We start from the raw sequence: 18626 nt of genomic DNA on the forward strand, positions 1-18626 counted from the left end.
TAAAAGTCTTGATCATTTGGAAAATTTAGCTTGAAAGGTAAGTCTTGAAATGAAAGTTATTTTTAAAAATAGCACCCAATTCCAGAAAGAACTAGGGATGGGTGAAGATTTAATTCTGGTGGCGTATTCCAGCAAAAGAAAAATTTGATAATTTATTCAAATTTTTAAATATATAAAAAATATGGCGACAAATGATTGCGAAATGCTGTAAATTTTTTGCTAAATATTTATTTGTTTTTCTGATATTTTATTATATCTTTGTGGTGTATCTCGATATAATTCAAAGGAATTATCCGCTTGGTGCAATTTTTGTGAATGAATGAAGCTTTAGAATTTAGATTTGTTTAATTGTTGTAATCTGCCAATCTCATTGGCTGTTAGTGCGTTTCTATCCTGAAATGTAGTTTTCTTTTTATTTAGATTCCAACTGATTGTTCTGAGCTAATTCATTTTTCTTACTACTTCAAACCATAATATGTCTAAGCTACTTCAACATCTTAGTCTATTGGGCGGTGGTTCTGCCATTGTCCAAATGGAACCTTTTCTCTTCAGTCAATCACATTTGTCATAACAATTTAGTGGACTTTAGAGAATTCAATAATTTGGATCTAAACTCCGGATCAGAGTGGTCTGTGAGTGTTGCCTTAAGGAAGGATCAATGCGATTTTTCTAAGGAACTTCTTCGGTTATCAGCAGAGCGAAATTCTATTTTGACAAGATGTGCAGGTCAGGAATTATTATCATTTGTTGAAGCTTTTAAGCTAAACCGCTATTTTGAACAATTAGCTTCTACAGCATATTGCAGTTCGCCGAATGTCTCCTCTTCAGAATTTCATTATCGGGATGTTCATTCTTCTTGTCAGGAATCAATAAATATTATTTATCAAGATATAACAGATTTTCTTAACGGCAGATCGATTCGTTGTACAATTTCCGCTGCTTTTCATTTCCAGGATAAATATTTCAATTCTTTTGGAACAACGGTTACAGAGGCTGGAATTGAAAAGCAGAAATACGGATTGAACGATTCTTTTCAGGAATCAGGCGAGGGTGCTGAGCATTTAGCATCTATGGCGTTCCAGATCGCCGAGCTTGTTAGCGGTTTGGATATCTGTTCAGACATTGGAGGAAGGGTGTTTTTGGACTCAAACTCAGAAAGAAATCCCATTTTTTCTGACCTTGAAACTGATGAAAGCTGCGAATCTATGGGACGCGCTACTAACCATAGAGATTAAAGCAGTTTCGTTGGGTTCCTTGATCCAACTACCCCTTCCATCGATGTTTGTTATAAAGTTACACGGTTGGTTACTAACTTATTCTGTATCTTGTATGAGAAATTATCCTGGTTGGTTGTAACCACTTCATATTTTGGAACCTATTAAGTAAAGCACTCGTTGATTTCTTATGAGAAAGGAATCAATACAACCAAAATACTTATGACTGCAAATTGAAATTTTCATCCTAAAATCTAATTAACCCTTCATCTAATGACAATCACTTTTAAATAATTGAGGAGATTACTACATTAAATTTATTACACCACCTCAATATTCATTCACCATCCCAAATAATGGCCCTGATTATATGGACAGCGATGTCACAGGAACCAAGGGATTCGGAACAACCAATGTGTTTCTTGTTCAGCCTGGAGAAACTGTGCCAGCTGTTGATGCAGGTTTGATTCTTGGTTTCTTACCCTTGGAATGGCTTGATTTTGCAGGTGTTTACATCGATCAATACTCGCTTTTAAACTGGACGACTGGTGTTGAAGTAAATAACAGCCATTTTATTGTAGAAAGAAGACACGAAAGCGAAAGAGTATTTACAGAAATAGCTCAAGTCAAGGCTGCATCTGATTTTCTGGCAAGCACCCATGATTATTCCATTGAAGATCATCAGCTCAACAAATCAGGAGTTTACTACTATAAAATAAAACAAGTAGATCATGATGCCAGCTTTGGTTATAGCCGCACCATTTCTATCAAAGTCCAGACTGCGAAAGGTCTCGGAGTTGAAATTTATCCGAATCCTGTAGATGATGTGTTGAAAGTTGAACTTTGGATCAACGAAGACAGTCATCTCGAAGTTTCGGTATTTGATGAGCACGGTAAAAATGTACTTACCCAAGCTTTCGGTGGGTGGAAAACTTCAGGATTTTATACTGAATCATTAAGGACTGATTTACTTTCTTCCGGACATTACAATCTTCAGATAAGAACAAATTCAGGAATCGTGAATAAAAAATTCACAGTGGCCAGATAATTCTTATCGCCAGGCAAAATACAGAAGCCCTGAATCTATTTAGTATTCAGGGCTTTTGTATTTTATAAAGCAGTATTGGATATGTTCAGAATTTAAAGGCTTTGTTATAGGTTGAAAATGTGTTTTGATTAAAATACTCAGATATGCGCTTAAGAGGTTGTTTGCTTTAAGTTTTGAATCTAATGTGCTGATTGCTGAGAGAATATATACTTTATCATTTGATTTACATAAACCAATGCAAGAGAAATGAAGCATTTTAATGAAATGCAGAATTCAATCTTTATCTATCCTCCTAAACTCATTCATGCATATTAAACCCAAAGAAATTAATAGTTTTCCCGGTTTTTAGCTTGAAATTATAACCAACTTGCTAATTTAGAGTGAAAGAAGGTAACTGAATCATCCTTCCTTAACTCAAAAAAAAATATTCTGTTTGATTAAATCTGGCCCAATACAAAAAGCTGTTCCATCGTAGGTGCCGGAAGACCTCCTTTTGGTTCAAGAGTGATTGCAAACGCTTGCGGCTGTTGGACAAATTTGATTTCCAACATTTTTGATTTATCATTCAAATCGAATACTCCTAGATCCACGGGTTTGCCTGAGACGATGGCCCAGAGCTGATATTGTTTTTCAGGACTGGGCTGGGGTAAAGAAATAACATCCAATATAGATCTTTGTGAGACACTATCATAATAAACCATTGCGAAAGATTCAGGTGATTTTGGTGTGCCTTTTAAAATAATTCTTTGAAGATTTGAATTTTTAAAATAGTTTAGTTGATTATTGCAGTCCAATATGGCAAGACTATCTTGCTTGGTTTGGTAAATTAATTCACTATTTTGTTTTATTTTTTGATCCAATTGATTTTGGAGCTTGCTATTCACATTGTACAACCATCCACACAATAAAGCAAAACCTACGATAGCTAAAAGATATGGAAGTTTAATCGTCCAAGAATTTTGAGTATGAATTTTGTTTTTTTCTAAAAAAATATTATCCAATATCTTTGATTTGAGATCCGGAGACATTGGTTTAGCATACAAATTAGAATAAGCTTCCAACGAATCTTCTATTTGTGACAATTCTTTTGAAAGTTCTGGATATTTTTTTAGATTATTTATTATTTCAATATTTTGTTCTTGGCTCGTGAGACCCATGGCATACTCTTCCAGTATTCCTGATTCAATGTATTTTTTTATGTCGAGCGAATCTTTCACATTTAACGAGCTAGAATGAATATAATTAGAAGATTAAGTGCGCTTCTTAATAATTTAATAGCCGTACTTATCCTTGTTTTTATCGTACCTAGAGGAATATTAAATTCTTCCGACACTTCTTGTTGGGTATAACCTTGTAGATATATGAGTTCAATCAAATCTTTGTATTTTGGATCCAGTGAGTTTATCTTTTGCATCAAACCACTATCAATGATATTAGATTGGACGCTAAAATTCACGCTATCATATACGCTTGAATCGATCGATTGGATTTTCCGGTTATTTTCTTTTCGCAAAATGTCAATGGCCGTATTTCTAAATATGCTTAATAGCCAGGTAAATATAGAGCTTTTTTCGGGACTATACTCATTTAAATTTTTCCAAATTTTGGTAAATCCAATTTGTAATGCATCTTCTATTAGATCTTCGCGATTTAAAATTTTAACGACTATACCATTCATTGCATCTCCATAAGTGTCCATCAATAGCCTGAGAGCTTGTTCGGGTTTGGATTCCCGAAGCTCCAGAAATTGACTAAGTACGGCTTCTTTTTGGTTTTTCATCCTAATTATACAAGGCGAAGGTAAATGATTTTGAGAAATTTTTCTTTAAACAAATCCAAACTTGAGTTTGCATCGTAACTAAAGAAAACACATTATTATGTTACAGAAAATTTTCCTTTTAGCTTTTTATGTACTAGCCTTTACAGGCCTACAAGCTTCGAGTCATCGAGAAGCGCCATTGATTGCCAATGATCCACTCGCAGACAACGTGGATCTTTATGCGTTTAGGAGTCCTGACAATCCTGATTTTATTACCATTATTGCCACTTATGTACCCTTGCAATTGCCGCATGGAGGACCAAATTATCACAGTTTTGGTTCCAACATTCGCTATGAAATTCACATCGACAACGATGCAGCCAAACCGGGTGATGAAATCACTTACCGTTTTACCTTCAGTCAGGTCAATGAGGACCCTACCACTTTTTTCAATATCAGACTGGGCAAACAAAACCTCAAAACCACTTACAAACTGGAAGTGAGCACAGATGGTGGATTGAGTTTTGTCACCGTAATTACAGACGGTCCGGTACCTCCTAATAATATTGGAGCCAGATCGATTGGTTCTGCGGCCGGCCTGAATACCAATTATGCAAGCCTGATGACCAACGCGATCCGGACCACCAATTCCGGAATGAAAGTTTTTTGCGGACCCAGCGACGACCCTTTCTTTGTAGATCTGGGAGGTGTATTTGACCTCGGTGATTTGCCTCGACAAAATGGCAAACCTCGAGATGGTATTGCCTGTCTCAATGTAAGCACGATTGCTCTTCAAATTCCCATCAGTTCCTTGCTCAAAGCTGGTACAGGAGCTCCTGTAAGCATATTGGATCCAAACTACGTCATTGGTGTATGGGCCTCTGCAAGCAGACCTCAAATACGGACTTTAAGCCCGGGCGGCGAATCTCACAGTGGAAGCTTTGTTCAAGTTTCCCGTTTGGGTATGCCACTCACCAACGAGGCGGTTATCCCGATTGGCTTTAAAGATTATTGGAATGGCTTAACTCCTTATCAGGAATTGGGCGATACCTTGTTGGATGGATTTTTTTACAACCCGGAACTGGCGCTGTATATGGATGACAGGCTATTTGGCGCAGCTGTACCGGCCATGTCCAAATTGAGAATTCAAACTGCTTCTTTGCAGGGATTTGATTTTGGATATGGAAAGGACGGACTTTATGGTTTAAAAGGAAATCCTGCACTAAATGGTACCGCGCTTGATGATGCAATTTTTGGAACCTTGTTATTGCCTGGTCCTGGGAAAGCACGCTCAGTTGACTTGTGGCCAGCATTTCACACTGGTGTTCCCAATGTTCCACCTTACCAATTGGCAACGGGTAAAAATGGCAATCCATTGGCAGCAGGTAAACCATTTATTAATAACTTCTTACCCAACGGTGGAGACATGTTACGTTTAAATATGGCAGTTCCTGTGACTCCGAGAAATGATCCAAAATTCAGTTCTTTAGGTTTGATTCAAGCAGCCGTTTTAGGATTAACTGATCCCCAATTTGCAAATACCAATATTGAATTTATTCCAAACATGGATGGATTTCCAAATGGAAGAAGATTGGAAGATGATGTAACCAGAATTGAATTGCAAGCAGTTGCCGGAGTGGTATTGGCAGCCATTGGTTTGTGGTATGACGATTATACAGCAGGTGGCCCTAATCCAGTGACGCCAAACCTAATCGATGTATTAACATATACCACTGGTGTTGAGGAAAACGATGCAGATTTTAGCACTGGTTTTCCATACGTTGCTGAGCCTTGGTCTGGTGATGGTGAATGTGGTGGTAAGTTGATTAGTGGATTACAAAATCCCGGTGGTGGAATTATCGGTTTAGAAAGACCAAAAGTTTCTTTGGTTAATTTTCCAAATCCCGTTACTTCCAATACAACATTCAGAATAAATTCCATCGTGGATACCAAAGTTAAATTGACGCTTAAGTCTCAAGATGGAAAAACCATTATGGAATTAAACAACCAGAGCTTTGGAAATGGCGATAACCAATTTACAGTAGATTTAAGCAATGTACCTGCTGGTATTTATTTTGCGACAGCCACTTCTTTGGATGGTCGAATTGCTGCATATACCAAAGTGATTAAGATCTAATTTTAGTATTCATCCATGATTTTTAAAATGTAAATTTTATATTCAGAAATATGTCCTTACATTTTCCTAAGGTAAGGACATATTTTTTTCAAACCATTAAAACTTCAATTTTATGAGATATTTATTATTATTATCTGTAATCTTTTATTTTTCCGCTTGCAAACAAGATCAAGCCAAAGTAGTAGAAATTCCTGAATTATTGGATCGATCAGTGAAACTCCAATATTCTGTAGAATGGTCAGAAACTAGAAACAAATATGCAGATTTAAAATTTAAATTAAAGCAAAACCCTGAAAATATTGATGCAAAATTACAATTGTGCAATCTATATATTACCGAAGCTAGAATTACAGGAGAACATGGTCATTATTATCCTGCTGCTTTGTCTATGACTGAATCCGTTTTATCTAGTAAAGAATTGAAAAAGGACGATGAGTTTATGGCACTAAGTTTTAAAGCAGGCGTACAATTGTCTTTGCATGATTTTAAGAACGCACTTAATACCGCTCAAAAAGCGGTAGAGTTAAATCCGTACAATGCCCAAATTTATGGTTCTTTGGTAGATGCCCATGTAGAACTTGGGAACTACGAAGCAGCTATAGAATTTACCGATAAAATGGTGAGTATCCGTCCCGATCTTCGATCCTACTCAAGAATATCTTATTTAAGAGAAATACATGGAATGATTGATGAATCCATAGATGCCATGAAAATGGCGGTGGAAGCAGGAAGTCCCGGTAGTGAAGAAAAATCATGGGCTGCTCTTCAGCTTGCTCAACTTTGTATCCGCTATGATAAAGTGAAACAAGCTGAATCCATTTTGAATCAAATTTTAACTGAACGCGATGATTATCCTTTTGCCATCGCTGCTTTGGCAGATATCAATATGAAGGAAAAAAACTATGAAGAAGCGGAACGAAGATTAATTGAAGCATGTAAGATAATTCCTGAAGTTTCTTTTTGTACCAGCCTTGCACAAATTTATAAAATTCAAAATCGTCAAAAGGAATTGGATAGTACTCTGTTGGTTATCCAGGAAATGTTAAATGACGATATCGCCCATGGACACAATATGAGTCTTGAGTATTCTGAATTATTTTTAAATTTTTATTCTGATCCTAATAAGGCAATGGAGTATATCAAAAAGGATCTAGAAATGAGACCCAATAACATTGATATTAATCTTCTATTGGCTAAAATATATGCCTTGTCCAAAGATAAAGAAAAGGCCGAGTTTGCTATAGAAAAAGCAATGTCTACAAATTCTAGGAATCCCGAGTTTTATGAAATTAAAAATGAGCTAAAAACATTGTAAAATGAATAAGATCCATTGCCTAATTGCTGTATTTATCGTATTTGTAAATTATTTTTCAATTGCTCAGTTTTCAGGTCGAATTTTGGATTCAGATCAACAACCAATTCAGGACGTGGTCATTCTAAATTTGAGAACATTAGGCCATATTCATTCAGATGCATTTGGAAAATTTTTTGATCCAGATGCAAAAGTGGATGATCAGTATCAATTCTCTTATCTTGGATACAAGACAGACACCATCCAATTTGATCCTGCAAATAAAGAAAAATTAACTGTAATACTAGAATCAGTTTTTGTTCAATTAAATCAGGTTGATGTGTCAGAACCATTAAACAATAACTTACAAAAAATTGATCTCAACTTTAATCCGGTTCAAAATACTCAAGAATTAATGAGAAAAGTTCCGGGACTATTTATAGCGCAACATGCAGGCGGAGGAAAGGCCGAACAAATGTTTCTTAGGGGTTTTGACATCGATCACGGTACAGATGTAAATATTATGGTGGATCAACTCTTACCTGTAAATATGGTCTCCCACGCCCACGGACAAGGTTATGCTGATTTGCATTTTGTAATTCCAGAGACTGTTCAGAGTACCAATTTCCAAAAGGGATCCTACAATGCTTCAAAGGGAAATTTTGCCACAGCAGGATTTGTTGATTTCAAATTAAAGGAAAGGATTGGTCAAAATTCCATCATTTTTGAAACTGGAAAATTTCAGTTGAATCGAATTGCAACTTTATTAAAGTTAATCAATAATCAAAGATCTAGTTCTTATTTGGCAGCTGAATATTTAACATCTGATGGATATTTTGAAAGTCCTCAGGATTTTGTAAAATTGAATGGGCTCTTAAAGTATCAGTATCAAGTAAATGAAAAATGTGGGCTCAAATTTACTGCCACTCATTTTGATACCAAGTGGAATGCCTCAGGTCAAATACCAACGAGAGAAGTGGAATCTGGAAGATTGGGAAGATTTGGTGCCATCGATCCCACAGAGGGTGGTCAGACAGCTCGTAAAAACTTTATGCTGGAATATTATTATGCAGGCCGGGCACATGAGAATTTTAAAATAGCAGCTTTTGTATCTGACTATAATTTTGAACTGTATTCTAATTTTACATTTTTCCTAAATGACAGTGTCAACGGAGATCAAATTAAACAAAAAGAAAAAAGGAAGATATTGGGTGGGGAGGCTACGTATCAAAATAAATTTGCCGGTTTGGATTACAGTTTCAGTCTTGGTAATAGAACAGATTTAGTTTTAGGAAGCGAATTATCTCATACAAAAAATAGATCAGAATTATTGGAAAGGAAGTCTTTTGGAAATTTAACTGAAACAGATTTCTACGGAGTTGTAAAAATTTATTGGACCAAGGCTAAATGGGAATTGAATGTTCAGAGCAGATTTGATTTATTTAGTATTGAGTACGAAGATCTGTTAAGACTTTCGAATTATAAAAGCTCACATTCCGAATTTAAAGCTTCACCAAAGTTCAATTTAAATTATAATGTAAGTACGGATTTGCAAATCTATTTTAACAGTGGATTGGGGTTTCACTCCAATGACACAAGATTGATTAACCAGAATCAAGACCCAAATGTATTGACGCAAAGTACCAACCTTGATTTGGGAATTCAGCTTCGACCATTTGATAATTTATTATTTCATTTGGGAGTTTGGTACATTGATCTTGAAGATGAATTGGTGTACGTAGGTGATGAAGCAATCGTGGAATCTAGTGGACACACAAAACGAACAGGTCTTGAAGCTGGATTTCGATCCCAGCTTTGGAAATATATTGGCTTAGATGCAGATGTATCTTATACTATTGCAAAAACTATTGATGACCCTGAAGGAGAGAATTTTATACCTCTGGCTGCAAAGTGGTGTTCATCGGGAGGAATAAGTCTGCTAAACTTTAAGCAATTATCTGGAGGAGTTAGGTATAGATACTTGGGTGACAGACCTGCCAACGAAGACTACAGTTTAACTGCGATAGGATACACTCTCCTTGATGCAAATATTAGTTATAGTTTTAGAAATCTTCAGTTCGGTATAATCGCAGAAAACTTATTGAATTCAAAATGGAATGAAGCACAATTTGCTACAGAATCGAGATTAAAAAATGAGTTGGTATCCGTAGAAGAAATTCATTTTACACCAGGTACTCCATTTAACATTAGATTTAAAGTGGAAGCTAAATTTTAAGGTCAAACTTGAAAACCCAGATCATTTTTTTCGCGTAAAATATCCAATACCTGTTGATGTATTTTCTCTTCGGTTTGATCTCCATTCAGAATGACAATGTTTTCAGAATCATTTAACAGATGAATGGCCTCATGGTATTTATTTCTGACCTTGGTCAAATTTTCCAATGTTTCATAAAGTTCAGTATTTGGCCTGTTCATTGAAATTCGCGTGAGGGCAATTTCAGGATCCAGGTCAATATAAATGTGGAGTTCAGGTTTTAGCAATTCTATGGCAAGACTATTGGCTTTTAAAACCCAATCAATGGACATATGACTTCCCTGATAAGCCAAAGAGGATAAATAATACCGGTCGCAAATGACAGTTTTGCCTTGATCAATTTGATGCAACATACCATACGACTCATTGAGGATATGATCCAATCGATCTGCTACAAATAAGCCGGCGATGGTTCGGTGATCCCAATTTTTTCTACCGTTAAAACCGTCTCTGATTAACTTACCGATCTCATGCATGGTGGGTTCACAACTTAAATGCACTTGAAGACCTTTATTGGAAAGATGCTGATGAAGCTGGATGGCTTGAGTGGACTTTCCAGAACCATCTATACCTTCAAATGCAATCATTTTTCCCTTTGTCACCATGATGGTTTATTTAGAATTCGCTACTTGTATGTAATTGCACTTCAGAAAAATTCTCTTGCGCAAGTCTCAATGTCCATGCGGATTCAGCCAGAAAAACCAGTTTTCCGTCTTTGTCTCGTGCTAGGTCTTTTTTTCTTCTGGTCATGAACTCATTCAATACTTTTTGATCTTCGCAGGTAACCCAAAGTGCTTTGTGTAAAGAAACCGGATCGTATGTACAAGCTGCTCCGTACTCATGCTCCAGCCGGTATTGAATCACATCAAACTGCAGAGATCCTACTACACCGATAATTTTTCTTCCACTATCTTCTTTGACAAACAGCTGGGCAACACCTTCATCCATGAGCTGATCCAATCCTTTGGCGAATTGTTTGAATTTTCCCGGATCGCTATTGTTGACATATCTAAAAATTTCTGGAGAAAATCTTGGAATTCCTTTGAAATGTAATTTCTCACCTTCCGTCAGAGAATCTCCAATTTTAAAATTTCCACCGTCGTACAATCCCACAACATCTCCTGGAAATGCCTCATCCACCACTTCTTTGCGTGCAGCCATGAATGAAGTAGGATTCGAAAATCTAAGCTGTCTGTCCAATCGCACGTGGTAATAAGCTGTGTTCCTTTCGAATTTCCCGGACACTATCCTGAAAAAAGCAATTCGATCCCTGTGTTTAGGATCCATGTTGGCGTGAATCTTGAATACAAATCCGGCCATTTTATTTTCGTATGGATCAATTTTTCGCTCCTCCGTATCACGCGATAAAGGAGTAGGTGCTATTTCTACAAAACAGTCCAGCAATTCCCTGACACCAAAATTATTGACAGCGCTTCCGTAAAACACAGGGCATATATGTCCAGACAAATAATCTTCCCTTTTAAATAAAGGATATACTCCATGCACAGTGACAAGATCTTCATTGAGTTGTTTATGAGGTCGTTCGCCAATCGTTTCAGCGAGCTTTTGATCCGTGGTGTCCTGGATTACAATGACATCTTCCTCCTCCTGCTTTCCATGTGGTCTGAAGTGAATGAATTTTTTTTCATAGATACTGTACACTCCCTGAAAATCTTTGCCCATTCCGATGGGCCAGGTGAGGGGAGTTACCTTAAGTTTTAATTTGGTCTCTACTTCATCCAAAAGATCAAAGGCGTCTTTTCCTTCTCGATCCAGTTTGTTGATAAAAACTATGATGGGCGTTTTGCGCATACGGCAAACTTCCACCAACTTCTCAGTCTGTTCTTCCACACCTTTGGCCACATCAATGACAACAATCACACTATCCACAGCTGTCAGAGTTCGAAAAGTGTCTTCAGCAAAGTCCTTGTGTCCCGGTGTATCCAGAATATTGATTTGTAAATCTCTATAGGGGAAGGCCATCACGGAGGTGGCCACTGATATACCTCTTTGACGCTCAATCTCCATAAAGTCAGAGGTAGCATGTTTCTTGATCTTATTGGACTTGACTGCTCCTGCCACCTGAATCGCTCCTCCGAACAATAGTAGTTTTTCGGTGAGAGTGGTTTTTCCGGCATCCGGATGCGAGACGATACCAAAGGTTCTGCGCTTGTCGATTTCTTCTTTAAAACTCATAAGGGCCGCAAAAATAAAGATTTATTGCCTTATGGCAGGCATTCCCAAAAATTAGTGGAGATTGAGAATTTAGGTAATTTGGTGTTACAACTTATTGATTGCCATTAAAACAAACTCACTTGACGGAGGACAAACCATGAAACTATGTTTCACAACACACCTGTCCAAAATAAGTTTAAATTTGAAATGTGACCATTGATTTACAAGTGAATACTAATTTTGAACCGTTATAATAAAATTGAACCCCCTTAACAGTTATTGCAATTTAAAAAATTTCTTTTGTTTATCAAACTTCATGTATGTTACTTTCTTTTGGCCGTCAAAAGAAAGTAACCAAAGAAAACTCGCGGCTGGACACTTCGCTCACCCTACTGCAGCTCTTTCGCTATGTGACTGACTGGTGGTCCCCATACGGGGAACATTGGAGTGACACAAAGTCACTCCAAAAGGAGGGAACCGTCCTTCAAAGGACGGCTTGGAGTGCGCCGCCTCGATGGCCCATTCTTTTGTTTAGCTTCCCACATGCGCTAACGCCGTGCCCCCAATTTATTGGTGGGCGTTCTTTCACTTCTCGTGCTGTCGCACTCGACCACTCCTAAAGTCGTGGATCGCTCAATCACTGCGGAGCCCAAAGCCGCATTGAAATGCATGAAATCTATCATTCTTCCTGATATTTCAACCTAAATATAGATTAATATTAAGAGCCTTTTCGTCAGCGGCTCAAGAAGGACAGATTTTGGAAATAGCGCCTTATATTGTCGCTCCTTTGACTGAAACTAATATGATGCAGTCATTAAACATACCATCCAAATGAAATGACATTATGGAGCGGCAATATACAGCGCCCAAAATCTGTCCCAACAGAGAACCTTGCAAAATGAACCAAATAAAGATCACTAGAACCAAGGAAGATGCCGCCTTAGAAAAGGCTGCGTTTTTGTCCACTTTTTGCGCGACAAAAAGTGGAAAAGTTAATTTCTAAAAATTATTTTGGACAGATGTGGTTTCACAAAGAATTTAAAAATGATTTAATTGATTGAAAACATGAATGTTTTTCAGTCCTGTCTGTATCTACTAATTTACAAATAAAAAACAAAGTAAATAGACCGTTTTTACATAATTTGGGATTATACAAAACAGCATAATTATTGTTGAGAAAATTAAAGTGAATGATTGATTGCCGCATTAAATTTTTGTTGGTTTCACTGAGAATTTCGATTTAAATCTTATCTGCATTCTCAAGATAAATCAACCTCACCAACACCCTGCCCACCATGTCCAGGGTATTCGGGTCAATGGCGTTCATATTGTCTTTTTGCGTATGCCAGTGGTGCACAAATCCGGTTTTACTACCTAAAGGTCTGTTGATAATATTGATCATCGGGATTTTTGCGATTTGGTTGACAAAAATATGATCATCGATGATGGGATCTCCAGGAGTTTTTACAAATGATTTGTCATATCCCATTTCTTTGGCGAGTCCCCATACTTTATCCATGACCCTTGGAGCCAATTGCCTGCTGTAGTACTCCTGACTAAAATGTGGATCCTTACCGCCCACCATGTCTAATAAAATACCGTAATCAGCATTGTAACCGGCTTGGTGCTTGTTCTTCGACCAATGCTGACTGCCGAGACACCAACTTTCGATGGCCCCTCCATTGCTGCCATAATCTTCACAATCAAAAAGGATAATATCAATACCCAACTTTGACAAGGATTCTTGTTGGATTAACCTGGATATCTCCAGCAAAACTCCAACTCCACTGGCGCCATCATCTGCGCCATCTACGGGTTTTTGTTTAAGAGTGCTGTCGATTTCCTGATCTGAAATAGGTCTTGAATCCCAATGGGCAGCGAGGATTATCCGGTGCTTGGCGGAGGGATTGTGGCTGGCAATTATATTTGTTCCCTTTAGGAGGGTGCCATCAAATGCATTGGCTTCAAAATCCTGTGCAATTACATCCGCACCTTGATTTTTTAATTCACCAATCAACCATTCCCTGCATTTTTGATGGGATTCCGTATTGGGTACCCGAGGTCCAAACTCCACCTGCTTTCTGACAAATCCGAATGCACTTGTTTTGTCAAAGTCAGGCTCATTTGCGCTAGTTTTTTTGCAGGCCATCTGATTTATTCCTATAAATATCAAAAGCAGAATTACAACTGGCTGGGTTTTCATTTTGTCTTGTTTTATTTTCATAAAGCTCTAAATTGAGGCTAGAGAATACTGAATTCAATTGAACGCAATTTCAATCTTACTATTGCCATCACTTGTGTGAGCTTTAGAAAACTGATTCTTACCTCCCCTGATAATATGGAGCCTTTAATTGATTCAATTCATCTTCCAGTTTTTTCAACTGAGCCTCAGTTTGTTGAAAACTTTGATTAAATTCTATCAATTGTTTTTCAGCAATCTCGAGTGATTTTTTGTGACCTTCCGGAATGGGAGCAGTACTACCCCAGGCAGAGCCCTGTACTTGACCGATTCTTCCTGCAATGGAAGGAGGAGTTTCAAATTCTCTTTTGGAAAGACTGGCATCACCATTCATCTGCACTTTCAACTTGTTTAATTCCAGCTGGATTTTCCAGGCCCTTTGCAATAGCTCATCTGTTTTAAAGTTTCCATCGCGGATGGCAGAATGCGCAAAATCCATTCTTGACTGGGCAAGCTGCAATCTACCGGCAGAGCTGCTTTGAGAAATGCGTGCATTATACACCCGCTTGTTAAACTCATCATTGGATGACAAATCAATTTGTGGAATACTGCTTTGCTGGAGATAATTCATGGAAAACATCTTTGGTTCACAAAGCGTAACCAGCCTTCCATTTTCGTACAGCGAAAGGGTTACATAATAATTACCTGGTTTCACCATGTACCCGGTCTCACTTCCTCCAAAGAGCTGATCAGGAGTTGGCGTATATCGTGCATTTAGTGGAGCCGGAGTATTGCTTTTACCATCCCAGTGTAATCGGTGGATTCCTTTTTTAACACCTGTTTTAATATGTCTGACCACCTGGCCTTGTTGATCTGAAAAAGTAAACAAAAGGTAAGGATCCGCTTGATAATCTTCTGCTCTCAAACTATCTATACTTGGGTAATAGATTTTTTCTGATTTTTCAGTTTTGGTCTTTTCCATTTCCTGGCGAAGGGCTTTCAATTTTTTAACCTCATTTTTTATGTGGTAATCAATGTAAACGCCTGGTTTTGGATTTTTCGCGCTGTAATATTGACTTCCAAGATGACCTTTGTCACGCAGACCAAGTGGATATCTTTCATGGTAGAGTAGCCCGGGTTTAACATCAAAAATAGCAGCTTGCTGTTCCAGCATTTGCGATTTTAAATTTCTCAGACAACTGTAATTGTCCAAAATATAAAATCCTCTGCCAAAGGTACCCAGTACGAGATCGTTCTCCCTTCTTTGTATTTCAATGTCTCTGACTGCAATGGTGGGCAATCCATTTTTTAATTGGGTCCATTCCATTCCACCGTCCAGACTATAAAAACAACCAAATTCTGTTCCTACAAACAGTAAATTAGGATCCACATGGTCTTCTGCAACGGTGTACACAGATCCTCGAACCGGTAAATTTCCGGCGATTGATTTCCAGCTTTTGCCGGCATCCGTGGTTTTTAGCAGATAGGGTTTAAAATCTCCGTAGCGATGGTGGTTAAAGCATACATAAGCAGTGTTTTTATCGTGAAGTGAAGCAATGATCTGGTGCACATACGATCTTTCTGGTACACCGGTAATGCCATCAAAGGCCTTCCAGCTTTTACCTCCATCCGTGGTCAATTGAATCAATCCATCGTCTGTGCCCACCCAAAGCATGTTTTCATCAAATTTGGATTCGGCAATGCTGGTCATCTGCCCGTAAATATCCGTACTTCCATTTTTGGCGATGGCATCCACAGACCATACTTTACCCATCACTTCAAGTTTGTTGCGGTCCAACTGTCTGCTTAAATCCGGACTAATGACCGTCCATGAGCTTCCACGATCATCCGTGCGGAATAATTTGTTGGCACCAAAGTAAAGACGGGTATGACTAAACTGACTGATCAATAAGGGTGCATCCCAGTTCCATCGCACCGCAGCTTCGTTTTCACCCTCAATGGGCTTAATGTCCAGATATTCTCCATTTCTTCTGTCAAATCTCAACAAACCGCCATATTGTGACTGCGCATATATGATATTTGGATCGGTCGGGTCCACCTGGGTTTCAAATCCATCCCCGATGGAGGTGACATACACATCCGCATTGACGATACCATTCGCGCTGGTTGATCGGGACGGAACCCCTAGACTTAGATTGTCCTGTGTGCCGCCGTGGACGTGATAAAAGGGAAGGTCATTGTCCGTAGAAACTTTGTAAAATTGAGTGACTGGGAGGTTTTCTTTAAAATGCCAGCTAGCAGCATGATCCCAAGTTTCATAAAGTCCTCCATCACACCCCACGATCAAATGGCGGGTGTTCTTAGGGTCAATCCAGATGCAGTGATTGTCAATGTGTTTGTTGATCTCACCCAGATTAACCACGGTCTTGCCGCCATCATAAGAGACTTTGTAATAAGTATCGGTGATAAATACTTTGTTTGGATCCTTTGGGTCTGCATCAATTTCCTGGTAATAATTTCCGGAGGTATAGAATCCACTTTGTTTGGTCCAGCTCGCTCCTCGGTCCATTGATTTGTAAATGCCTCCTTTGTCTTCCGTGGCTTCAACGACAGCATAAACGATATCCGGATTGGCCGGACTGACGGCCAGACCAATTCTTCCTACGTCTCCTGATGGAAATCCATTACCCACTTTGTTCCAACTCACGCCTCCATCCGTGGATTTAAAGAGTGCTGACTCAGGACCTCCACCAATGTAGGTAAAGACTTTTCTCATTCTTTGATGGAAAGCTGCAAAAAGCACTTTTGGATTTCTGGGATCCATGACTATATCATTGCAACCCGTGAATTGGCTCACTGATTTTATTAGTGTCCAGGTCTTTCCTCCATCCGTCGTTTTGTACAATCCGCGATCGCCACCCTCCGACCAAACCGGCCCATAGGCAGCTACATACACTGTCTGACCGTCTGTTGGATCCACCACAATTCTTCCGATGTGTTCTGAATTTTTTAATCCCATGTTGCTCCAGCTTTTTCCACCATCATCGCTGCGATAAACTCCATCACCGTATGCCACAGACCTTTGGTTGTTGTTTTCACCAGTACCTACCCAAATGGTATTGGTATTGCTAGGATCAATGGCCAGACATCCTATGGAATAGGAGCCCTGTCCATCAAAAATGGGCATGAATGTCACACCGTGATTTACGGTTTTCCAGACGCCTCCAGAAGCTACTGCCACATAGTATTCATCGTGGTTGTTCGGATTCACAGCAATGTCTGCAATTCTACCCGAGGTAACCGCAGGACCTATGCTCCTGAAACTTAAGGCTGAGAGATCTGGTTTGGACGGTGGTTTGTTAGGGTTGCCCGAAACTGATTGTTTTTGACTGCCAAGGTCATTGGAAAACAGGAATAAAGTTAAAAAGCTGAATAAAAAATACTTCATGATTGATTGTTTGAACTGCGAATGTAGCAATTGTCCTGTTTTGAGGTCTTAATAAATATTTAAAATAATGAAGGATCCAATTCGGTTTATAATGCAAGTTGATAAGATAACCATACCTTTGAAGGCTTGAATAATAGGATTAAAGTGAAAAGATTGTTTGGAAAAAATGGCCCTCTTGTCAATTTCACAATCATTGTGATACTGATATTTGTACAAACCCTTAGGGCACAGAACAAGGTGGATTATATTCTCAAAGACAGTTTGCAACCCTATATTTTGGTTTTGGGAATTGCACAGGATGCGGGTTATCCGCAGATTGGATGTCAAAGATCCTGCTGTATCGACAGCTGGAGACAGGCTTGTACACAAACCTGGGTGAGTTCCATTGCCGTTGTCGATCCGGCAGTCAACAAATGGTGGTTGATAGATGCGACTCCCGACCTAAAGCAACAGCTGCACGAATTCAATAAGCTTACCGAGGGAAAATTTCCATACCTACCCGACATGATTTTTCTCACACACGCACATACCGGACATTATATTGGACTTTTACAATTTGGCAGGGAAGCCATGAATACAAAAGATTTGATCATTGTGGCCATGCCTCGTATGCTGGAATTATTGAAAACCCAAGCTCCCTGGAGTCAATTGACACTGCTTAAAAATATTGACTTAAGAAATATGACCCTGACAAAGAAATACACTCTTAGCGATCGGGTTAGCATTTTGCCTTTGGAAGTTCCACACAGGGACGAGTTTTCAGAAACGGTTGGATTTAAAGTGACTTGTGGCGCTAAAAATTATTTATTCATTCCAGATATTGACAAATGGAACAAATGGGAAATGAATGTCGTGGAAGAGGTGAAGAAAATTGATTTTGCTTTTTTAGATGGAACTTTTTACGATGAGAGCGAACTCGCTTTTCGCAAAATTGGTGAAGTGCCACATCCCACCGTCCGGGAGACCATGGCTTTGTTTGCCGCAGAGCCGGATTCAGTCAAAAATAAAATCCATTTCATTCATCTCAACCACACCAACCCTTTGATTTGGTCAGATGAACGAAAGGAAGAAATTGAGAAGAAGGGCTATCATACTGCCATTCAAGGAAAGTTATATTGACTTGAGGAAATATGGGCTAA

Annotated in this window: 12 protein-coding genes; 6 read left to right on the plus strand and 6 right to left on the minus strand. The window is 38.6% G+C overall.

The genetic code is table 11. From position 1 onward, the window contains the following. Positions 1-578 precede the first annotated feature (578 nt). Positions 579-1235 (plus strand): hypothetical protein, encoded by a 657-nt coding sequence (locus IPM48_07970; protein ID MBK9271520.1) that lies wholly within the window; start codon positions 579-581, stop codon positions 1233-1235. Positions 1236-1584: 349 nt separating this feature from the next. Beyond that, positions 1585-2262: a T9SS type A sorting domain-containing protein gene (locus IPM48_07975; GenBank protein MBK9271521.1), complete on the plus strand. Its 678-nt coding sequence runs from the start codon at positions 1585-1587 to the stop codon at positions 2260-2262. A gap of 437 nt (positions 2263-2699) precedes the next feature. Here IPM48_07975 and IPM48_07980 read toward each other — a convergent pair whose 3' ends face one another. Then, complete coding sequence (locus IPM48_07980; protein MBK9271522.1) at positions 2700-3479, minus strand: anti-sigma factor; 780 nt, start codon at positions 3477-3479, stop codon at positions 2700-2702. A gap of 2 nt (positions 3480-3481) precedes the next feature. Beyond that, positions 3482-4042: a sigma-70 family RNA polymerase sigma factor gene (locus IPM48_07985; protein MBK9271523.1), complete on the minus strand. Its 561-nt coding sequence runs from the start codon at positions 4040-4042 to the stop codon at positions 3482-3484. 97 nt (positions 4043-4139) lie between these two features. On the opposite strand from IPM48_07985, the gene IPM48_07990 reads away from it, so the two are divergent. The 3 genes from IPM48_07990 to IPM48_08000 all read left to right on the plus strand — a co-directional run bounded on the left by IPM48_07990 (position 4140) and on the right by IPM48_08000 (position 9685). Further along, on the plus strand, positions 4140-6158 hold the full coding sequence (locus IPM48_07990) for a DUF4331 family protein (GenBank protein MBK9271524.1): 2019 nt from the start codon (positions 4140-4142) through the stop codon (positions 6156-6158). Positions 6159-6270: 112 nt separating this feature from the next. Next, positions 6271-7473, plus strand: a complete 1203-nt coding sequence (locus IPM48_07995) for a tetratricopeptide repeat protein (GenBank protein ID MBK9271525.1) — start codon at positions 6271-6273, stop codon at positions 7471-7473. Between the two features lies 1 nt (position 7474). Continuing rightward, on the plus strand, positions 7475-9685 hold the full coding sequence (locus tag IPM48_08000; protein ID MBK9271526.1) for a TonB-dependent receptor plug domain-containing protein: 2211 nt from the start codon (positions 7475-7477) through the stop codon (positions 9683-9685). Positions 9686-9687: 2 nt separating this feature from the next. On the opposite strand, the gene tmk is transcribed toward IPM48_08000, so the two are convergent. The 4 genes from tmk to IPM48_08020 form a co-directional block, all read right to left on the minus strand. Continuing rightward, positions 9688-10329 (minus strand): dTMP kinase, encoded by a 642-nt coding sequence (tmk, locus tag IPM48_08005; protein ID MBK9271527.1) that lies wholly within the window; start codon positions 10327-10329, stop codon positions 9688-9690. A 10-nt stretch (positions 10330-10339) separates the two neighbouring features. Beyond that, the gene (locus tag IPM48_08010) at positions 10340-11920 is read right to left on the minus strand and encodes a peptide chain release factor 3 (GenBank protein ID MBK9271528.1); all 1581 of its coding nucleotides are present in this window, start codon (positions 11918-11920) and stop codon (positions 10340-10342) included. 1219 nt (positions 11921-13139) lie between these two features. Then, positions 13140-14123, minus strand: coding sequence for a M28 family peptidase (locus IPM48_08015; protein MBK9271529.1), 984 nt, complete (start codon positions 14121-14123; stop codon positions 13140-13142). A gap of 97 nt (positions 14124-14220) precedes the next feature. Continuing rightward, complete coding sequence (locus IPM48_08020) at positions 14221-17487, minus strand: glycosyl hydrolase (protein MBK9271530.1); 3267 nt, start codon at positions 17485-17487, stop codon at positions 14221-14223. Between the two features lie 144 nt (positions 17488-17631). Here IPM48_08020 and IPM48_08025 point away from each other — a divergent pair, with 144 nt between their 5' ends. After that, positions 17632-18606: a pyrroloquinoline quinone biosynthesis protein PqqB gene (locus IPM48_08025; GenBank protein ID MBK9271531.1), complete on the plus strand. Its 975-nt coding sequence runs from the start codon at positions 17632-17634 to the stop codon at positions 18604-18606. The last annotated feature ends 20 nt before the right edge of the window (positions 18607-18626 follow it).

It is taken from the genome of Saprospiraceae bacterium, from assembly GCA_016715965.1.
Classification (GTDB): domain Bacteria; phylum Bacteroidota; class Bacteroidia; order Chitinophagales; family Saprospiraceae; genus Vicinibacter.

What these genes read in the sequence shown, in the direction of transcription:
- IPM48_07975 (MBK9271521.1), top strand. Translation starts at nt 1,585, where the DNA reads ATGGACAGCGATGTCACAGGAACCAAGGGATTCGGAACAACCAATGTG.
- IPM48_07985 (MBK9271523.1), bottom strand. Translation starts at nt 4,042, where the DNA reads ATGAAAAACCAAAAAGAAGCCGTACTTAGTCAATTTCTGGAGCTTCGG.
- IPM48_07990 (MBK9271524.1), top strand. Translation starts at nt 4,140, where the DNA reads ATGTTACAGAAAATTTTCCTTTTAGCTTTTTATGTACTAGCCTTTACA.
- IPM48_07995 (MBK9271525.1), top strand. Translation starts at nt 6,271, where the DNA reads ATGAGATATTTATTATTATTATCTGTAATCTTTTATTTTTCCGCTTGC.
- IPM48_08000 (MBK9271526.1), top strand. Translation starts at nt 7,475, where the DNA reads ATGAATAAGATCCATTGCCTAATTGCTGTATTTATCGTATTTGTAAAT.
- tmk (MBK9271527.1), bottom strand. Translation starts at nt 10,329, where the DNA reads ATGGTGACAAAGGGAAAAATGATTGCATTTGAAGGTATAGATGGTTCT.
- IPM48_08010 (MBK9271528.1), bottom strand. Translation starts at nt 11,920, where the DNA reads ATGAGTTTTAAAGAAGAAATCGACAAGCGCAGAACCTTTGGTATCGTC.
- IPM48_08015 (MBK9271529.1), bottom strand. Translation starts at nt 14,123, where the DNA reads ATGAAAATAAAACAAGACAAAATGAAAACCCAGCCAGTTGTAATTCTG.
- IPM48_08020 (MBK9271530.1), bottom strand. Translation starts at nt 17,487, where the DNA reads ATGAAGTATTTTTTATTCAGCTTTTTAACTTTATTCCTGTTTTCCAAT.